The sequence below is a fragment of the Clostridium sp. KLE 1755 genome, assembly GCF_000466465.2.
Classification (GTDB): domain Bacteria; phylum Bacillota; class Clostridia; order Lachnospirales; family Lachnospiraceae; genus Eisenbergiella; species Eisenbergiella porci.
In genome coordinates this window covers 78,672-97,212 of record NZ_KE992768.1, presented here as the reverse complement: position 1 = coordinate 97,212, position 18,541 = coordinate 78,672, and the positions used below count along the sequence as shown (strand labels likewise).

At 49.6% G+C, this 18,541-nt stretch carries 16 protein-coding genes; 4 read left to right on the top strand and 12 right to left on the bottom strand.

The window, feature by feature from the left end:
• The first annotated feature begins 831 nt into the window (after positions 1-831).
• Positions 832-1,674, top strand: coding sequence for a 5'-3' exonuclease (locus tag HMPREF1548_RS24535; RefSeq protein WP_021639425.1), 843 nt, complete (start codon positions 832-834; stop codon positions 1,672-1,674).
• A gap of 10 nt (positions 1,675-1,684) precedes the next feature.
• Here the strand turns inward: HMPREF1548_RS24535 and HMPREF1548_RS24530 are convergent, their stop codons facing one another.
• The gene (locus HMPREF1548_RS24530; RefSeq protein ID WP_025490686.1) at positions 1,685-2,245 is read right to left on the bottom strand and encodes an HAD family hydrolase; all 561 of its coding nucleotides are present in this window, start codon (positions 2,243-2,245) and stop codon (positions 1,685-1,687) included.
• A 346-nt stretch (positions 2,246-2,591) separates the two neighbouring features.
• Here HMPREF1548_RS24530 and purM point away from each other — a divergent pair, with 346 nt between their 5' ends.
• Positions 2,592-3,842, top strand: coding sequence for a phosphoribosylformylglycinamidine cyclo-ligase (purM, locus tag HMPREF1548_RS24525; RefSeq protein WP_021639422.1), 1,251 nt, complete (start codon positions 2,592-2,594; stop codon positions 3,840-3,842).
• Between the two features lie 162 nt (positions 3,843-4,004).
• Here the strand turns inward: purM and HMPREF1548_RS24520 are convergent, their stop codons facing one another.
• The 5 genes from HMPREF1548_RS24520 to HMPREF1548_RS24500 all read right to left on the bottom strand — a co-directional run bounded on the left by HMPREF1548_RS24520 (position 4,005) and on the right by HMPREF1548_RS24500 (position 10,091).
• Entirely contained in the window at positions 4,005-5,039 is a 1,035-nt protein-coding gene (locus HMPREF1548_RS24520; protein ID WP_021639420.1) for a LacI family DNA-binding transcriptional regulator, read from the bottom strand.
• A gap of 155 nt (positions 5,040-5,194) precedes the next feature.
• Entirely contained in the window at positions 5,195-7,066 is a 1,872-nt protein-coding gene (locus HMPREF1548_RS24515; RefSeq protein WP_021639419.1) for an elongation factor G, read from the bottom strand.
• A 312-nt stretch (positions 7,067-7,378) separates the two neighbouring features.
• The gene (gene feoB, locus HMPREF1548_RS24510; RefSeq protein ID WP_021639417.1) at positions 7,379-9,538 is read right to left on the bottom strand and encodes a ferrous iron transport protein B; all 2,160 of its coding nucleotides are present in this window, start codon (positions 9,536-9,538) and stop codon (positions 7,379-7,381) included.
• A gap of 99 nt (positions 9,539-9,637) precedes the next feature.
• A complete protein-coding gene (locus HMPREF1548_RS24505) occupies positions 9,638-9,859 on the bottom strand; it encodes a FeoA family protein (protein WP_021639416.1) in 222 nt (73 codons plus the stop codon).
• Between the two features lie 16 nt (positions 9,860-9,875).
• Positions 9,876-10,091, bottom strand: coding sequence for a FeoA family protein (locus tag HMPREF1548_RS24500; protein WP_021639415.1), 216 nt, complete (start codon positions 10,089-10,091; stop codon positions 9,876-9,878).
• 337 nt (positions 10,092-10,428) lie between these two features.
• On the opposite strand from HMPREF1548_RS24500, the gene HMPREF1548_RS24495 reads away from it, so the two are divergent.
• Positions 10,429-10,812, top strand: coding sequence for a metal-dependent transcriptional regulator (locus HMPREF1548_RS24495; protein ID WP_021639414.1), 384 nt, complete (start codon positions 10,429-10,431; stop codon positions 10,810-10,812).
• Positions 10,813-10,915: 103 nt separating this feature from the next.
• Here the strand turns inward: HMPREF1548_RS24495 and sufU are convergent, their stop codons facing one another.
• From sufU to HMPREF1548_RS24465, 6 genes are all read right to left on the bottom strand, one after another.
• Positions 10,916-11,344, bottom strand: coding sequence for a Fe-S cluster assembly sulfur transfer protein SufU (gene sufU / locus HMPREF1548_RS24490; RefSeq protein WP_021639413.1), 429 nt, complete (start codon positions 11,342-11,344; stop codon positions 10,916-10,918).
• A complete protein-coding gene (locus tag HMPREF1548_RS24485; RefSeq protein ID WP_021639412.1) occupies positions 11,334-12,563 on the bottom strand; it encodes an aminotransferase class V-fold PLP-dependent enzyme in 1,230 nt (409 codons plus the stop codon). Before HMPREF1548_RS24485 ends, sufU begins: the two co-directional genes overlap by 11 nt.
• Positions 12,547-13,665 (bottom strand): SufB/SufD family protein, encoded by a 1,119-nt coding sequence (locus tag HMPREF1548_RS24480; RefSeq protein ID WP_021639411.1) that lies wholly within the window; start codon positions 13,663-13,665, stop codon positions 12,547-12,549. The genes HMPREF1548_RS24485 and HMPREF1548_RS24480 overlap by 17 nt, the downstream gene beginning before the upstream one ends.
• A gap of 125 nt (positions 13,666-13,790) precedes the next feature.
• On the bottom strand, positions 13,791-15,197 hold the full coding sequence (gene sufB, locus HMPREF1548_RS24475; RefSeq protein ID WP_021639410.1) for a Fe-S cluster assembly protein SufB: 1,407 nt from the start codon (positions 15,195-15,197) through the stop codon (positions 13,791-13,793).
• A gap of 27 nt (positions 15,198-15,224) precedes the next feature.
• Positions 15,225-15,992, bottom strand: a complete 768-nt coding sequence (sufC, locus tag HMPREF1548_RS24470; protein WP_021639409.1) for a Fe-S cluster assembly ATPase SufC — start codon at positions 15,990-15,992, stop codon at positions 15,225-15,227.
• Between the two features lie 355 nt (positions 15,993-16,347).
• The gene (locus HMPREF1548_RS24465) at positions 16,348-17,688 is read right to left on the bottom strand and encodes an MATE family efflux transporter (RefSeq protein WP_035323765.1); all 1,341 of its coding nucleotides are present in this window, start codon (positions 17,686-17,688) and stop codon (positions 16,348-16,350) included.
• 205 nt (positions 17,689-17,893) lie between these two features.
• On the opposite strand from HMPREF1548_RS24465, the gene HMPREF1548_RS24460 reads away from it, so the two are divergent.
• On the top strand, positions 17,894-18,523 hold the full coding sequence (locus HMPREF1548_RS24460) for a Crp/Fnr family transcriptional regulator (protein WP_021639406.1): 630 nt from the start codon (positions 17,894-17,896) through the stop codon (positions 18,521-18,523).
• Positions 18,524-18,541 lie beyond the last annotated feature (18 nt).

Below are 18,541 nucleotides of genomic sequence, written 5' to 3'. Positions count from 1 at the left end.
TGTGCGAGAAATTTTCGCCTTTCAGAGCTGAGACCATATTGGCTGCCCAGTCACCGGAACCATACCCCAGTTTGTTGTACCATTTCAAATACTTTTTTTCCTGCATATCCCCTTGCACTCCTTTTCTGTTTGTCCAAACCCTGCATCTGCGTTGTATGCCCGGTATCCGTGTCTCCGGATCTTACATCCCCGCCATTACAGAAGTCCGGCATTTTTCCCCTTTTGCAGTTGATTTTCTCTCTGCAATTAGTGGTGTGTACGAGCACCATATTTATATTTTAGTTTTACACTTCCATTTTGTCAATAGAGCAAAGTTATACGTAAATATTTCTATGCATTTTTCACAAATACCAAGTTGTAATTTTATTATTTTTTTCGTACAAAACGTAAACATGATGTGTCCGCACACATTTTCACTCTGTATTTTACATATTCACCACATTTCTGCAAATGCAGTGCTGTTTTACAGTACTACAATTATTGCGTAAAAAAAGCAAACAAACTTAAAGTGAATACAGATCTGTGCTGTTATATTCTATGATAATCTGATATACTCAGGAAAATGGGGATTGAAATAATGGACATATGAATAAAGAATTGTAAAATTGAAAAGGGGAATTTTATTCTGATTGCCGCCGCTATGGCTGTTATTATCGCCGCATCCGCTGCCAAATCCGTTTTCACCGTTATATCCGCTTCCGCTGCCAAATCTGTTTTCGCGCTGTTTTGCCCTGTTTTTGCGTCCGTTTTCCTTCCCGGCAGTCGTAATCCTGCCGGCGGCTTCTATTTTAATATTTTCACGGCATCAGATATCAGGGAGGTTATAAAGATATGGACAAGCTGCTGATTATTGACGGTTCCAACCTTCTTTTTCAAATGTTTTTCGGCATGCCTTCGCGTATTATAAACGGGAAGGGAAAGGCGATCCAGGGTACTCTCGGCTTTGTCGGCGCCACTATTAAAATTATCCGGATGACCTGCCCCACCCATGTTGTAATACTCTTTGACGGAGAACATCCAAATGTCCGTACAATTCTGCTTCCCGGTTATAAAGCGAACCGCCCGGATTACTCGCAGGTGGATGAGGCGGATAATCCCTATTCACAGCTTGCGGATGTATACGCCGCGCTGTCGTTTATGAATATCAAATATACGGAGGTCCAGGAACTGGAAACCGATGACATAATCGCGGGCTATGCTTACGCCTATGGGGAACAAATGTCAGTGGTAATTGCTTCCTTTGACAGTGATTTTTTTCAGCTGATCAATGAAAATATAAAGGTTTTACGCTACCGCGGCAAAAATACGGTTGTCTGTGATCCTGATTATATCAAAGAAAAACTGGGCATCGCACCTTCCCTGTATGCGGATTTTAAATCCCTTACAGGTGACAGCTCCGACAACATAAAAGGCGCGGATAAGATCGGTCCGAAAACCGCTGCCCGGCTTCTCCATGAATTCGGGGATTTGGAAAGCATCCTTGAAAATTCCGACAGTATCGAAAGACCGTCCATAAAAGAATCAATTGTAAAAAATGCAGAACGACTGCGCACGAATTATAAACTCATAAAGCTTGGCGGCAAAGCTGTAATCCCATTTTCCATAAGCGAATTAGAATATAATTACAGCGGAATTACAACAAATGAAGTCCTGAACGGAATTGGATTAAAATAAATGCAGAGGACTATCTTTCAGGCGCTTTATCCTCAAGTTTTCTGTTCAGTTCCTCCAGTAAAGCAGGAAGCTCCGAAGGATGATGTACCGTATAATCCGGCCTCCAGTCCTCTTCCTCTATAGTTCTGTAATAACGCGGCGACCAGTCCAGCCAGATGCTGGTAATCCCAAAACGGTTTGCCCCTGCAATATCCTTTTTCAGATTATTGCCAATCATGACAATCCGTTTCTTATCCTTTTCCTCCAGTCCCAGCTGTTCCATGGCTGTCTGAAACATAATTGCCTCCGGCTTCTGCTGTCCCACCGTTTCCGAAACTACCCAGGCATCGAAGCAGCTGCGCAGTCCGTTTTTTCTGTAAACATTCTGAAAGGACGCTTCTTCCCCGTCCGCTACAAGCGCAACAGTGTAACCTTCCTCATGCAGCTGCTGCAGTATTTCCCCTGCATTTTCAATAAACTCCGCCTGGCTTACAATCCCCGGTTCCTGTGCATCATAAACCTGGGAAGCCTCGTTAATAATGGTGTCTCCGCTATCCGTAAAGATAATCAGCGTTTTATTTTTTTCCATCATACTTTCTCTCCTTACTCTGCCTGTAAAAAACTTTGTTTTTTTTACAAATTTCCTCTGTTTTGACTTTTTCCTGTTTACTGTACAGGAAAACAATTTCCGGTCTAAGTATACCTGCAAAGCCCAAAATAATCTATGTAATATTTGTCCTGGAAAAATCAAAAACATTGCATTTTTTGTTTTATTTTTTCTTCAACAATACCGTCCCCTGCTCATGACTTTCAATTTCCAAAAAGTCCCCCGAATTCTATCAGTAGTAGAAAAACGGCTGTAAACTCAAAAAAGCAGTTATTGTAACAGACCATACGCACAGGCTATAATCACTGTATAAGAAACGGAGGAATGAGCAATGCTGGACAGTATTAAAATCGGACATTTTATCTCAGAAAAGAGAAAAGAATTGAAAATGACGCAGCAACAGCTGGCGGATAAACTGAAGGTCTCCTTTCAGGCAGTTTCCAAATGGGAAAACGGAAGCGCTTACCCCAATCTGGAGGTTCTTTATGAGCTGGCCGTGGCGCTGGGTGTTAAGGTAGATGATATTCTCACCGGCTGTGAAAAAACCGGGGAAGGTCTTTCCTACAGCAAGGCTGGCATTGACATCACTTACACGGACACAATTAAACAGGAAATGGCAAAGCATCTGGAAACAAAGGACAGGCGCGTACTTAATGGCCTGGGTCCCTTCGCCTCTCTGTACGACCTGCATTTTCCTGAAATCAAAGAACCGGTGCTCGTGCTGAAATCCGAGGAGCCGGGTTCTAAACAGAAGCTGGCAATGGAATACGGTTTTACGGAATCAATCTGCCACGACATGATCAATCATCTGGTGAACGATATTGTGGTCATGGGTGCCAGGCCGCTGGCCGTTCTGGACACCATCGTCTGCGGAAATGCAGAAAAGGATACCATCAAAACACTGGTAAAAGGAATTTCCCAGGCCTGCAGGGACAACGAATGCTCTCTTGTGGGAGGTGAGACCTCCATACAGCCTCTGGTCATCGATGCAGGTGTCTACGTACTGACCTCCAGCATTGCCGGGATCGTAGAAAAAAGCCACATCATCGACGGTTCCGCCATTAATGAAGGGGATACCGTGCTTGCTGTGGCTTCCAATGGTCTGCATACCAACGGCTATTCTCTTGTCAGGCTCCTTATGGAAAAAATGCCTCAGATAAAACTGGATCGGATAGACGGCCTGACATTTATCGAACAGATTATGAAGCCCCACACGCCCTATTACAAAGCGGTTAAAGAACTGTTCGGCCAGGAATATCTCCACGGCATGGCTCATATCACAGGGGGCGGGATAGAAGGCAACCTCTGCCGCATTATCCCTGATGGCCTTACAGCGGAAATCAGCCTGCCGCAAATCAGGTCGCTTCCTGTATTCAAATATATTAAGCTGCAGGGGAACGTGGAGGATGAAGAAATGCTGCGGACCTTCAACTGTGGCGTCGGCTTTGTCCTGGTGGTTTCCCAGGAAGGAAAAGAGGATGCAGTACGCCGCATCTCCCAACATTACCCCTGCTATGAAATCGGAAGGATAACAAAAGGGGACAGGAAAATTGCAATGAAAGGAAGACTCAGCTGGCTTTAATCAGTTAAAAAAGCATAACACCTCTTTCCCCTGAAAAAGAGGAAGAAACCGGTACAGACTGCTGTGCCCATTTTCTTCCTCCTCATCAAGACGTCCTCTTTATTTTCCAATAACATGCAGGAAGGTTCCCCGCAGCTCTGTTCTCCGAATAAGCAGGCAGCGCTATACATTCTGGCTGATACGTATGCTTAGCTCCGTAAAATAGTATTCCTTCGTCGGTTCCATGCCAAGCGCCAGGAAATTGAAGAGAAGCTCCAACGGAAGTGCTCCCTGTTTTTCCGGTTCCTGGCATATGGTAGCGGCAATTACGCCGTCCTTTACCATCTGACGCTGCTTTTCCACCAGATCGTTGGAGATGATCTTAATGTCCCTGCCGGTGCTGGCTTTGCGTATTGCCTGACAGATGCTGTAATCTCCGGGATTTACCAGATATAGAATATTGATTTCCGGATGGCGTTCCACCATTCCCTGCACTGCTACAAAAAAATCAAACTGATCCTTCTCCCTTGTCATCACCTGCTGGGAAACCACGGACATTTCCGGGTATCTTTCACTGATTTCCATATGGAAGCCTTCCATACGCGCCTTAAAGCTGCTTATGGTACCGTCATCCACAGAAACCACACCTACCCGGGCTTTACCATCGGTCATCAGGGCCGCTACCCCTGCTGCCAGCCGGCCCGACTTCTCGTAGTCACAGCCGACATAGGCCATCCTGTCCGCTCCCGGTTCGTCCATATTATAAAAAATTACAGGTACCGGCTCTCTCCCACATGACTTCATAGCCCTGGTAAAGTGCTCGGACAGAACGCCGTTAATCACCCAGCCGTCCATTGCATTCTCACTGACAATACGCTCCAGGCACTCTTCACCCATCAACTCCTCTATCCTGGTAATAAAAAAAAGTACCTCAACGCCGTACTGCTTCAGTTCCTCCGCCTGCTTTTCCGCGCCTTTGAGCACATCTGTAAAAAAAGGCGCAAATTCATCGTCCACACAGACAAAACCCAGCTTCAGATGCTTCTTCCTCGCCGCCAGGCCTTTTCCCGCCACATTCGGCTTATATCCCAGTTCCTGGGCTATCCGGCGCACCCTTTCCTCTTTTTCCGGATTCACCTTTCCCCGGTTATTCAGCACACGGTCCACCGTTCCTCTTGAAACACCGGCCCTGTCCGCAATTTCTTTTATTGTTACCATACCTGTCACCTTTTCCTGTTTTCATCTGGTAAATGGTCTGCATTGTTATTTTTCCGCATATGCCGGACTTTAACGTAAATTGTAGCATCCCGGCAGGCCGGTGTCAAATTCTGTGCCAAACGAAAAATCAAGCAAAACAGCTTCCGGAAAAGGCTTCAGCCATTCCCTTCCTGTCTGCACCTTCGATACTCCAAAAACTCCATTTCAAAGATTCCCATGCCACCGGTCATGCTCTTTAGTTCCACCTGGAATTCCTTTGCCGTATCAAAGGGCACCTGGCCTGAAACCTCCAGTTCATCGCCGTTATAGCCCACATCGTCAATAGAAGCCTGCATATTGGCAAGCCTGCCCATCAGTCTCTTCTCACAGCCTGACGGTGCAAACAGCCGGTAGCTCATAACCGGCTCCAGCTTAATCACTCCGGCCTGCTGCAGCGCTTTTCTGACCACCAGGGGCGCAAGCCTGCGGTAATCCGCAGGTGTACTCGTCACACTGTCGTAGTCTGCGTCCACGAATACAATCCGGGTATCCGCCACGGCATATTCAAGCCCTTCCTCCAGTGCCTTCCATACCCCCTCTCTTACCGCATTCTGAAATGATTTCTCTATAAAGCCAAAGGAAACCTGCGTCTCATACCGGTTGCCTTCCCCAGCCTCCAGCGGTTCCATCCGTATTCCGATTCCCGCTCTGTGCAGGTTCCTTTTTTCTCCCATTCGTATTTCCGCACAGGCAGCTGAAACAGGCTTTTCCCTGCATATCGTCTTCATCCCGGAAAATTCCGCTTTCACACCAAACCTTTCCGCCAGCGTATCCCGGAGGATTTCTATCTGCAGCTTTCCGAACAAATCCATCAGTATTTCCCCTGTCTGCTCCGATACCCTGACCTTAAGCAACGGATCCTCCTCCGTCAGCACATTCAGCGCATCCAGAAGCCGGTATCTGTCCCCAGCCTCCGCCGGCGCCACATTTACGCACAGCATCGGCTCCATCAGGCGCCCCATATTTTTACCGCCGCAGGCTTCACCGATAAATCCGCTGCAGGACAGAGCCGGAATATCCGTCAGGATTCCGATGTCATTTACCCCCACCTTTACGGCAGGTATCAGCCTGCCCCGGCTTACAGTCATCAGATTGTTAATCGTGATCTCCTGATCCGCCCCGGCAGCGGACACCCTGTCCTTTTGCGAAATCGTTCCGGAAAATACCCGGAAAAAAACCTTCTTATGTCCGCACTCATCATGCTCCACCTTATAAATATAGGCGGAAAGACGGCTGTTTTCCGGTTTTCTTACAGGAAGCCAGCGGACTATCCCCCGCATCAGCTGTTCCATTCCCAGATCCTTCAGGGCAGAACCTGCATAGACCGGATACTGCCGCCCTTTTCCCACGCGGAACCTTAAACATGCCTCCAGCTCTTCCGCCTCCACCTTCTGGCCATCCAGGTACTTTTCCAGAAGCTTTTCGGAACACATGATAATCTGCTCCGTGTAAACGGTGTCCGCCCAGTCATATTCCCTTATTGTATAATCCTGCTGCGGCGTCCGCTTAACCTCCTGCATCTGTATAATCCTCGTTGACAGCTGGGTTCGGATCTGCGCCAGAACTGCCTCATAGTCCGCGCCCACCCTGTCTGTTTTGTTAATGAAAAGGATGACCGGCATCTTCATTTTCTTCAGCTGGTGAAAGAGGATTCTTGTCTGCGGCTGCACGCCCTCTCTTGCCGATATGACCAGCACCACGCCGTCCAGCGCCCGGAGGGAACGCTCCACCTCCCCGATAAAATCCACATGACCCGGTGTATCAATCAGATTGATTTTCACATCGCCTATGGGAAAAGAGACGGTGGAAGCCTTGATTGTCATTCCCCTCTTCTGCTCCAGCTCCAGGGAATCCGTGATTGTGGTCCCCCTGTCCACGCTTCCCCTGCTCTTAATAATTCCGCTGTGATAAAGGAGACTCTCCGTCAGCGTGGTTTTTCCTGCGTCCACATGGGCGAGTATGCCCAGGTTCAATATTCTGTTTTCCATTTTCCATACGCTTTCCAGCCAGTTTTACATTCCTTATATGGGGACGGAATGCCTGCCTGCGGTAAAAAAGCGTACAAAAAAACCACAGTCTGTAACTGTGGTTAAAATAATCCTGTTAAAAAGACGTTTCTTATCTCAACACATGGCAGGCTGACTTATTATTTATGAAATTCCCATGGAAAAAAGTTTTTCTCATATTTAATCAACCTCCTGCCGTTTATTTTGTTCAGTATAGCAAGCCGGACAGGACTTGTCAATGCTGATTTCGTTTTCATGCTGATTTCGTTTTCATCTTTCCTGCAGAATTTGTTTTCATCTTTCCTTATACGGCCTTACCAGCAGATAGAGGAAGCCTGCAAGAAGAAGTACCGCCACTACGGTGCCGATGCCAAAGGCGCCTGCCGTAAAGAGGATACCGAGCTGGTATACACAGAGGGAAACCACATATGCCAGACCCGTCTGGTAGCCGATTGCGAACCAGAACCATTTTGCATTGTTCATTTCTCTCCTGATAGCACCCATTGCCGCAAAGCAGGGCGCGCACAGAAGGTTGAATACCAGGAAGGAGTATGCCGCTAATGCGGTCATGCTGCCTGCCAGCGTTCCCCAGATTTCGGTGCCGTCTTCGGCAACCTCGGCAAAACCGTAAAGAATACCAAATGTACCCACCACGTTTTCCTTGGCTACCAGCCCGGTAATAGCCGCCACTGTGGACTTCCAGTCTCCCCAGCCAAGCGGAATGAAAATCCAGGAAACGGCGCCGCCGATTTTAGCCAGGATGCTGTGGTTAATTTCCATAGCTTCAAGCATCCTGAACTGTCCGTCCACCCATCCGAAGTAAGTGGTAAACCATATTACGATAGTGGAAAGCAGGATAACGGTACCGGCTTTTTTGATGAAGGACCAGCCGCGCTCCCACATGCTGCGAAGCACATTTCCCACGGTAGGCCAATGATATGCAGGAAGCTCCATAACGAAGGGCGCAGGATCCCCTGTGAACAATTTTGTCTTTTTTAAAATAATGCCGGAGCAGATGATTGCCCCGATTCCCACAAAGTAGGCGCTGGGTGCAACCCACCAGGCCCCGCCGAACAACGCGCCTGCAATCAGGGCGATAATGGGAAGCTTCGCTCCGCAGGGAACAAAGGTGGTCGTCATAATGGTCATTTTACGGTCACGGTCGTTTTCAATGGTACGGGAAGCCATGATGCCGGGCACGCCGCAGCCGCTTCCAATGAGCATCGGGATAAAAGATTTTCCGGAAAGGCCGAATTTGCGGAAAATTCTGTCCATGATGAAGGCAATCCTTGCCATATAACCGCAGCTTTCCAGGAAGGCCAGGAAAATAAAGAGCACCAGCATCTGAGGGACAAAGCCGAGCACAGCGCCCACGCCGGCCACAATGCCGTCAAGGATAAGCCCCTGCAGCCAGTCCGCACAGCCTGCCGCATTCAGCAGGGATTCCACAAGAACAGGGATGCCCGGCACCTCCAGGCCGAACAGCCTCCAGCCGTCACCGAATACGCCGTCGTTGGCCCAGTCCGTGGCCCAGGTGCCTACAGTCGTTACGGAAACATAATAAACGATAAACATAACCACTGCAAAAATGGGAAGCGCCAGCCAGCGGTTGGTTACAATCCTGTCGATTTTATCGGAGGCTGTCATGTCCTGCTTCCTGTTCCTGCTGTAGCATTCACTGATAATGGAGGAAATATATACATATCTTTCATTGGTGATAATACTTTCCGTATCATCATCCAATTCTTTTTCAATCCGGTTTATTTCTTCAGATACATCAGGGACCTGCGCCATCTGCTCCTGAATCTTGTCGTCCTTTTCCAGCAGTTTGATGGCAAAAAATCTTTTCTGCGCTTCCGGGACACTGCTGCCCAGCTTTGCTTCTACGGAATCCAGCACGCTTTCCACTTCGGGGGCAAAGGTATGTACAGGCACTGCCGCGTCCTTACGGCCTGCGATGCTGATGGCCTTTTCCGCCGCTTTCCGGATACCGGTTCCCTTTAATGCGGAAATCTCCACAACCTCGCAGCCAAGCTTTTTGCTCAGCCTGTCAAAATGGATGACATCGCCGTTCTTTTCCACTATGTCCATCATATTGACAGCCATAACCACCGGAATCCCCAGTTCCATCAGCTGTGTGGAAAGGTACAGGTTTCTCTCAATATTCGTGCCGTCCACGATATTTATAATCGCATCCGGCCTTTCGTTGATCAGATAATTTCTTGCAACGACCTCCTCCAGAGTATAGGGAGAAAGGGAATAGATGCCCGGTAGGTCCATGATGATCACATCCATGGAACCTGCGGTTCCGTGTGACCGCTTCAGCTTCCCCTCTTTTTTCTCCACCGTTACACCGGGCCAGTTTCCCACAAACTGATTGGAACCTGTCAGCGCATTAAACAATGTCGTCTTTCCGCAGTTCGGATTTCCTGCTAATGCAATCTTAATTGACATATTCTACCTCTTTCCGCCTCATTGCAGCTATGTTTCCTGTCATTTGATTTGTCTAAACTATCTTTTATTAGTTATATCTAACTACTGTCCAAAAAAATTTTATTCCACCAAAATCATTTCCGCATCGGCTTTCCGCAGCGACAGCTCATAACCCCTTACAGTTACTTCCACAGGATCTCCCAGGGGCGCTGTCTTTCTGACAAAAATATCAATCCCCTTCGTAATCCCCATATCCATAATCCTTCTTTTCACTGCGCCTTCCCCGGTAAGCTTTGTCACCTTTACGCTTTCCCCGCAGGGAATCTCTTTTAATGTCCTCATCTTGTCTCCCTTTCTTCTAACATACCATGATTTTGTTGGCCATATCTTTTCCGATGGCCACTCTGGAATCCTTAACATTCACTATCATATTGCCGCCGATTTCAGATACTACAGTTACCACGCCGCCGGTTACAAAGCCAAGGTTCTCAAGAAACCGCCTTGTTTCCTCCCTGCCGCCAACTTTACGTATTACACTGGGTTCACCTGCATTCACCATTGTCAAAGGCATCATTCCACCTTCTTTCTTTTTTGATATTGAGGATTGATTTCATTCCCCGTTCTTCTCGGTTAGTATATTCTAACTTCCAATAGTTGTCAATGTTATTACTGATAATAATTTCTCATTAGCAGGTAGGGTGAGGGCATGGCGAGGTTTTTGCGGCGACGGGGGCGGGGAGGAGGGGCAGAGAGGGGAAGGGTTTTTGTATGGATATGTTCTCACTCAGTTAAAAACGTAGCGATTCTAACGCTGCAGGTTTGTCGCGTGCTGCGGGGATAAATATATTTGCTGATAATATAAAAATATGGTATACTAACGCCAGTTAGTTCATTCGGATTACAGTAACTTTATGTCAGGAAGCGGGGGGAGTATATTGGCAGTGGGTGAATCCTCTGAAAATTATCTGGAGACAATTTTAATTCTGAGTAAATCACACCCGGTTGTCCGTTCGGTGGATGTGGCGGAGGAGCTGGGTTTTAAGAAATCCAGCGTCAGCGTGGCCATGAAGAATCTGCGGGAGCGGGAGCATATTACGGTGACTAAGGAAGGCTATATTTATCTGACGGAGTCAGGCCGTGAAATCGCTGAAATGATTTATGAAAGGCATCAGCTTCTCTCCGCATGGCTCGTAAAGCTGGGCGTGGATGAGAAGATTGCCGCTGAGGATGCTTGTAAGATTGAGCATGTCATCAGTAAGGAGAGCTTTGACGCGATTAAGAAGCATGTAAAATAACCGTTATGCAAAGGTGTTGGACAGTTACAAATAAGTGTTGGAAAATCCCGGCGGCCTGTATGGCCCCGGGATTTTTTCATGTACGGGCAGTGTTATGCGGGGTTCAGTTTTCTTTGGCTAAAAGTTCTTCCAGAGTATGCCAGCCCAGTACCGCGCATTTTACGCGGGCGGGCATATGGCTTACGTCCTGGAGGCAGGCGGCTTCCTCCAGGTCATCGATTTCCTCCGGCGAGGCCTGGCCCTGGATCATTCTCAGGAAAATGCCGGAGAGGCGGACGGCCTCTTCTTTTGTTTTTCCGATGACCAGATCCAGCATCATGTCCGCCGAGGCCTGGGAAACGGCGCAGCCGCTTCCTTCAAAGGCTCCGTCCGTTATCCTGCCGTCTTCTATTTTCAGCCTGAGCACAATATCATCTCCGCAGCTGGGATTTACGCCCTCCAGCTCCAGCCCCGCCCCGGCAAGGGGGTGCTTGTGGGCGGGATGCATGTTGTGGTCAATGAGTATTTCATGATAAAAAGTTCTATTCTCCATATCCCATTTTTCTCCTTACTTGTCGCAGGCTGTGAAGAAATGCCTGTATTTCATTTTCCGTATTATAGAAAGCAATGCTTGCTCTTGCGGTAGATGAGACGCCGAGATAGTCCATCAGGGGCTGGGCGCAGTGATGGCCCGCCCGTACCGCAATGTGATCCGCATCCAGTATGGAGGCTACATCATGGGGATGCACACCGTCCACAGTGAAGGTGAGTATCCCGCTGTGCTGTGTTCCATCCGCAGAGCCAAGGATCCGGATGCCGGGGATTTGCTTCATTCCCTCAAAGGCCAGTACGGTCAGTTCATCTTCTCTTTGCTTCAGCCGTACCCAGCCGATTTTTTCCAGATATCGGATTGCAGCTTCCAGGGCCGCCGCACCCGCGGCATTTACCGTCCCCGCTTCGAATTTATGGGGAAGGGGGGCATAAACGGCATCCCGGCGGCTTACCCTTTCTATCATCTCCCCGCCGGTCAGGAAGGGAGGCATGGCTTCCAGCAGTTCTTTTTTTCCATACAGCACGCCAATTCCCATGGGCGCCATCAGCTTATGGCCGGAAAAAGCGAGGAAATCAGCGTCCAGCGCCTGTACGTCAATGGGGATGTGGGGCGCGCTCTGGGCGGCGTCCACCACCACAACAGCTCCCTGCCTGTGGGCCAGTTCTGTAATTTCCCGGACAGGGTTCACTCTGCCGAAAACATTGGAAATATGGGCCACTGCCACCAGCCTGGTCCGCGCAGTGACGGCCTGTCGGATACATTCCGGCGTCAGTGTTCCGTCCGTCTCACATTCCAGGAACTTAAGTACGGCTCCCGTGCGCTTTGCCGCCATCTGCCATGGCAGAAGGTTGCTGTGGTGCTCCATGATACTGACCAGAATTTCATCACCGGGCCGAAGCTTCGACAGCGCATAGCTGTAAGCGACCAGATTCAGGGCTTCCGTGGTATTTCTTGTAAAAATTATTTCCTCCGGGCATGCCGCGTTGAGGAAGCGGCATACGGTTTTTCTCGCATTTTCATACTGCTGTGTGGCATCCATTCCCAGCTCATATAATCCTCTTAAGGGATTGGCGTTGCTGTTTTCATAAAAGGAACGTTCTGCTTCCAGCACACAGGCCGGACGTTGGGCAGTTGCCGCGTTATCCAGATAAATCAGCGGCCCGCTGCGGCCGAAGATGGGAAAATCCCCGCGTATTTCCTGTTCATTCCAGTTTTTCATCCGGGCTTCCTCCTTCCAGATATTTCTGTATCCGTCTGACAACGGTATCATCCGGGATTTTGGCGCACAACGCATCAATTCCTGCGCGGGCCATCATATCACAGGCTTCTTCGCGGCTTAGCCCCCTGGAGCAGAAATAAAAAAGTTTTTCCTCATCCAGCTTTCCCGCTGTGGCGCCGTGATTTCCCTGTACGTTCTCTTCACCGCATAAAATCAGCGGTATGGTACGGTTTACCACATCGTCTCCCAGAAGCAGCACTTCCTCTTTTTCCGCGCCTTCCGCGCCGGAGCAGCCCCTGTGGAAATCAATGGTGCCCCGAAAGAGCTTCGATGCCTGATCCCGCAGCACGCCTTTCACTTCCATCTGGCTCTCTGATTTCCTGCCGTGATGCTCGGCCACGTAATTCATATCCAGCTTCTGCATGTTTTTTCCCAGATAGCCGATATCCGCCTTCATGCGGCTCGCATCTCCCGCCAGGTTTATGCGGGCGCCCGCATAAGTGGTTTTGGCGCCCAGCTGCAGCTGCAGCAGTTCTATGGAAGCGCCTTCCTCACAAATCCCGCCCACATCATTCATGGCAGCAAAGCCATCGCCTAAAAGCTGTACCTGGATTAGCCTGACCGCCGCGTTTTTTTCAGCGTAAACCTTCGTCTGGATACCGGCGCTGCCGGAATCCTTACGGCCTGAAAAGTTTTCCATGATCACCGTGATGCTGCTTCCCTCCTCCGCATAAATACAGACCGCATGCAGAGAATTTTCTCCCTGTTTATATTGCCAGGAAAGTCTGAGCGCCTCTTCGGGATGCGCGCCCCTTTTAATTCGGAAAATATCCATGGGCGTTTCACTTTCCCGCACAAACTCATCCATATCCGGCCCCATACCTGTGGGGATTTCCTGAAAACCGGATTCCAGCGTTCCGGCGCTCATTCCCCGGATACAGGATACGCCCTGCCCGGGCAGCGTAAACTGCGGATTGCAGGACACCATATTTTTTCCGTAAATTTCAGTATCAATATCTGAAAGGCTGCTGTCATTCATATGAAGCCAGTTCCATGTCCTCATGGGCAGCCTGTTAACCTTCATTTCCATTCCTTGTTTCATTTCATCCTCCTACTGTTTTGCAAAGCAAAATACGGTTCCTCCGGCGGGCAGAGGCTTTCCGCCTTGTTTTGAAAAACAAAATGCAGGCCCTCTGCAGGCAGAAATTTTCTTCCGTCTCCGCGCCGCTATCCGATGCTGCCTTTCATTTCCAGCTGTATCAGATTGTTCATCTCCACCGCGTATTCCAACGGCAGCTCCCTGGAAACATTTTCGGCAAAGCCGCTGACTATCATAGCTCTGGCGTCTTCCTCCCCGATACCGCGCGACATCAGGTAAAATACCGCGTCTTCACTGATCCTTCCAATCCGGGCCTCATGCCCGATGTCCGCATCCGGCGTCCGGATATCCATGGCCGGTATAGTATCTGAGCGTGAAAAACTGTCCAGCATCAACGACTGGCAGGAAACGGCCGCCCTGCTTTGCTTGGCATCCTTCGCCACCACCACAGAACTGCGGAAGGTACTGATCCCGCCGTCCTTGGAAATGGATCTGGTATTGATAAAGGAGGAAGTATTCTCGCCCTGATGGACAATTTTGGCGCCCGTGTCAAGGCACTGGCCCTTTCCGGCGAAGGTGATTCCCGTAAATTCCGCCCGGCTGTCTTTCCCCTTTAAAATACTCATGGGATAGAGACAGGATACATGGGAGCCAAAGGAGCCGGATACCCATTCAATCACACCGCCTTCCTCCACTACAGCGCGTTTGGTGTTCAGGTTGTACATGTTTTTGGACCAGTTCTCAATGGTGGAATAGCGGAGCCTGGCTTTTTTGCCCACATACAGCTCCACGCAGCCGGCATGCAGATTGGCCACATTGTATTTGGGCGCGGAACAGCCTTCGATAAAATGCAGATCGGCGCCCTCATCCACAATGATGAGCGTGTGTTCAAACTGTCCCGCTCCCGGCGCGTTCAGCCGGAAATAGGACTGCAGAGGTACGGTGACTGAAATGCCCGGAGGCACATATACAAAGGAGCCTCCCGACCAGACGGCTCCGTGCAGCGCCGCAAATTTATGGTCATTGGGCCGTACCAGCTTCATAAAATGTTTACGTACCATGGAAGCATATTCTCCCTTCAGGGCGCTTTCCATGTCCGCGTATACCACGCCCTGGGCGGCCACCTCTTCCCTTACATGATGGTATACCAGCTCGGAATCATACTGGGCGCCCACGCCTGCCAGGGACTTACGCTCCGCCTTCGGGATCCCCAGCCGTTCAAAGGTATCCTTGATCTCCGCCGGTACATCGGACCATCTGGCGCTCATATGCGTGTTGGGCCTGACATAGGTTACGATATGCTCCATGTCCAGCCCCTCCAGGGACGGCCCCCAGTCAGGCACCCGCATCTGATTATAAATCTGCAGGGACTGCAGCCGGAACAGCTCCATCCACGGCGGATCCTTTTTCTCCCGGGAAATCTGCGCGACAATTTCAGGCGTCAGGCCTTCTTTTACCCGGTAAACATCCTTTTCTTCATTTTTTATGTCATAAACGCTTCTGTCTATATCATCCACATAGGTTTTTTCTTCCATAAACACTCCTTTCCGGCATTTTCGCGCCTACTGCCGATACATCCGCACGGCCTGTTCGTAAAACTGTTCAAAGCCTTCCGCATTGATTCGTTCCACCAGCCCGGCGTCTCCTGTCTCCACGATACGGCCATCCACCAGAATATGCGTGTAATCCACCTTCAGGGATTCCAGAATCCTCGTGCTGTGTGTGATGATGAGAAGCGCGCCCTTTTCATTCTTCTGGTATTCCTCCACGCCCCGGGATACCGTGCGGACCGCATCCACATCCAGCCCGGAATCCGTTTCATCCAGGATTGCCAGGGCGGGCCGCAGCATAAGCATCTGCAGGATCTCCGCCTTCTTCTTTTCGCCGCCGGAAAAACCTATATTCAAATCCCTGTCCGCATAGGTTTCATCCATCTGAAGCACCTCCATGGCCTTTTTCATTTCCTTCCGGAAATCCCAAAGCCTCAGTTTTTCTCCCCTGCGCCTCTCCAACGCGCTGCGGATAAAGCTGCCCAGGGAAATCCCCGGCACCTCCAGCGGATTCTGGAAGGAAAGGAAAATGCCGTCTGTCGCCCTTTTTTCCACCGCTTCCTCCGTAATATCCTTATTCTTAAAAAAAATGCTTCCTTCCGTGATCTCAAATTTGGGATTTCCCATCAGCGCATATCCCAGGGTGGATTTTCCCGCGCCGTTAGGCCCCATCAATACATGAGTCTCTCCCGCGTTCATCTGCAAATCTATCCCATGAAGAATTTCCCTGTCCTCCACGTTAACCTTCAGTCCGTTTACATTTAATAATTGCTCTGTCATAGCGTTCCTCCATTTCCGTCATTTTCTGACCGGCCTGCTCTTCTATTTTCCCTGCCGGCGTTTCCGGCAGACATTACTGCTTATTTCTTCCTTTCCCATAATAACGGAAAAGGATTTGAACATTTCCTACCATTTAGGTATGAATTGTTCAAATCCTATTATAAATACCCTGGCGGGAATAAGCAATATAAGAAAAGCGATGTAATTGAGAATGTTTCTCATTTACATCGCTTAGTTAAAAAATGTATCGCCTGCAAAGGCGGGAGCACAGCCGGCCCCTGCCTTTCCGCCTGCATCTTTGCTCCGGTTCGGGCTCTTAACAAAAAAGAGCAGCTGTTTTGCGCGGTTCTGTCTGTTATGGCAGGGACAACTTTTTCTCCGCAATTTGCGTCTGCATATAAAGGATTACCGCAATGACCGCCGTCAGTACATCTGCCGCCGCCTGGGAGGCAATGATCCCGTAATAACCGGCAAGCCGGGAAAGTATAAAAATGCACAGCGCAAAGACAACGCCCTGTCTGCTGACGGAAAGCACCAGCGCAGGCAGCGCTTTGCCTGCGGCCTGGAATACGGTGGTAAATACGAGAATCACACCGGCACAGGGCATGGAAACAAGCAAACACCGCAGCATCAGGCTGCCGGAGGCAATAATCCCCGCATCTTTCATGAAAATCCCCATTATCTGCGGGGCACACAAAGCCAGCAATCCCGCGCATACAACCGAAAATACCAGCTCCACGCAAAGGTCAAACCGTATAATTTTCCGCAGCCTTTCCCGGTTTTCAGCCCCGTAATTATAGCCTATCAGCGGCTGCGCGCCAAAGGCAAAGCCAACCATAATAAGCATGACAATCATATTCACCTTCATCGCAATTCCCATGGCTGCCACCTTTTCCGTCCCATATTGCACCAGATAACGGTTCATGAGGGCCATACCCAGACTCTGCATCAGATTCGTTACGGAGGCCGGAATGCCGATGGCGAAAACAGCCAGCAGATCCTGTTTTTTCACTCCGCTTATATGGATGGAAAGCGTAAGCTTCCGGCTCTTTTTCAGGACAAAACACACCAGGATGATATCTGTGACAAGGTTTCCCAGGACGGTTGCAATCGCGGCGCCTCCCGCCCCCATTCCCAGCCCGAAGATAAAAACAGGATCCAGGATGATATTCACCACGGAGCCGACGACGGTTCCGATCATGGCTTCCACAGCCAGCCCCTCCGTCCTCATCAAATTGCCGGGCGTCAGGGACAGAATTACCGCAGGCGCGCCGAGCGCCATATAGGTATAGTACTGGGACGCATACTCCCAGGTATCCTTACCCGCTCCCAGCAGATGCAGGATCGGCGTCCGAAACAGCAGCATGGACACCGAGACTGCGGCCCCGCACAGAATCGCCGCATAGAAGCAGAAGCCGCTTACTTTTTTCCCTTCCCCGTCCTTTTTCTGACCGAACAGCCTGGAAATCACGGAGCTGCCGCCCAGGCCGAAAATATCTCCCAGGGCTATCATCAGTGTAAAAACAGGCGCGCACAGGGACACTCCCGCTACAATGCTGGTATTCTGTGTCCGGGCGATAAAAAAGGTGTCCACCATATTATATACCAGGCTGATCACCATGCTGAATACCACCGGCAGCGCCAGCTTGAAATATGCCTTGGGCACCGGCGCCCTTTCAAATAAATCGTCAGTCATTTTTCCGTTCCTCTCTTCTCTCACCGCATGCCACAACTGTACTGGCCACGGCCTTTTCATCCGGAATTATAGCAGAAAAAATTGCTTTTTGTTGTGACATATGTCACAATAAGAAAAAAGGAGAAAACAGTTTCTGAAAAAGCGCCGTGCAGTTACGATAGATGCAGCTGTTCAGACAGAGCCGCGCTGTTACTGGAAAAAATATATGAAAAAAATTTATGACAGGCCAATCGTGATGGAATATGTGAAAAAATATGGCATTTCCCGTTTTTTTGATACCAGGGATCTGCCCTTTTTCCTCATCCGCTACGAGAAGGGTGAAACTATCATTCATCCGACGGAGCATACCAGATATCTGCAGTTTGTTGTGGAAGGGACGGTGGCCATATATTCTATCAGAAGGGATGGTTCCCAGTTTCCCATCGCATCCAGCGATGATTTTATGATGCTGGGCGATGTGGAATTTGTCAACCAGAGCCTCCCCGCACTGTTTGCAGAAGCCAAAAGCGATACAGCGGCAGTGGCGCTTTCCCTGGATGAAAACAAGCCTGCCCTTGACAGGGATCTTGCCTTTCTCCACTATACCCTCCGTTCTCTTGTAAAAAAAATAGAGCTGTCCACAATGAATGAGGCCGAATTCATCAGCCTTGAGGACAAGCTCCTGCATTATATCCAATATTGCTGCCATGACGGGCTTTTGGTCCATATCGGTAAAGCCTCTGAAAACCTGCACTGCAGCCGCCGTCAGCTGCAGCGGGTTCTCAGAAAGCTGACCGAACAGGGAATCCTGGAAAAAACTTCGAAGGGGGTTTACCGGCTGCTGCCCACACAATAATTTCAGCCTTCTGCCCCG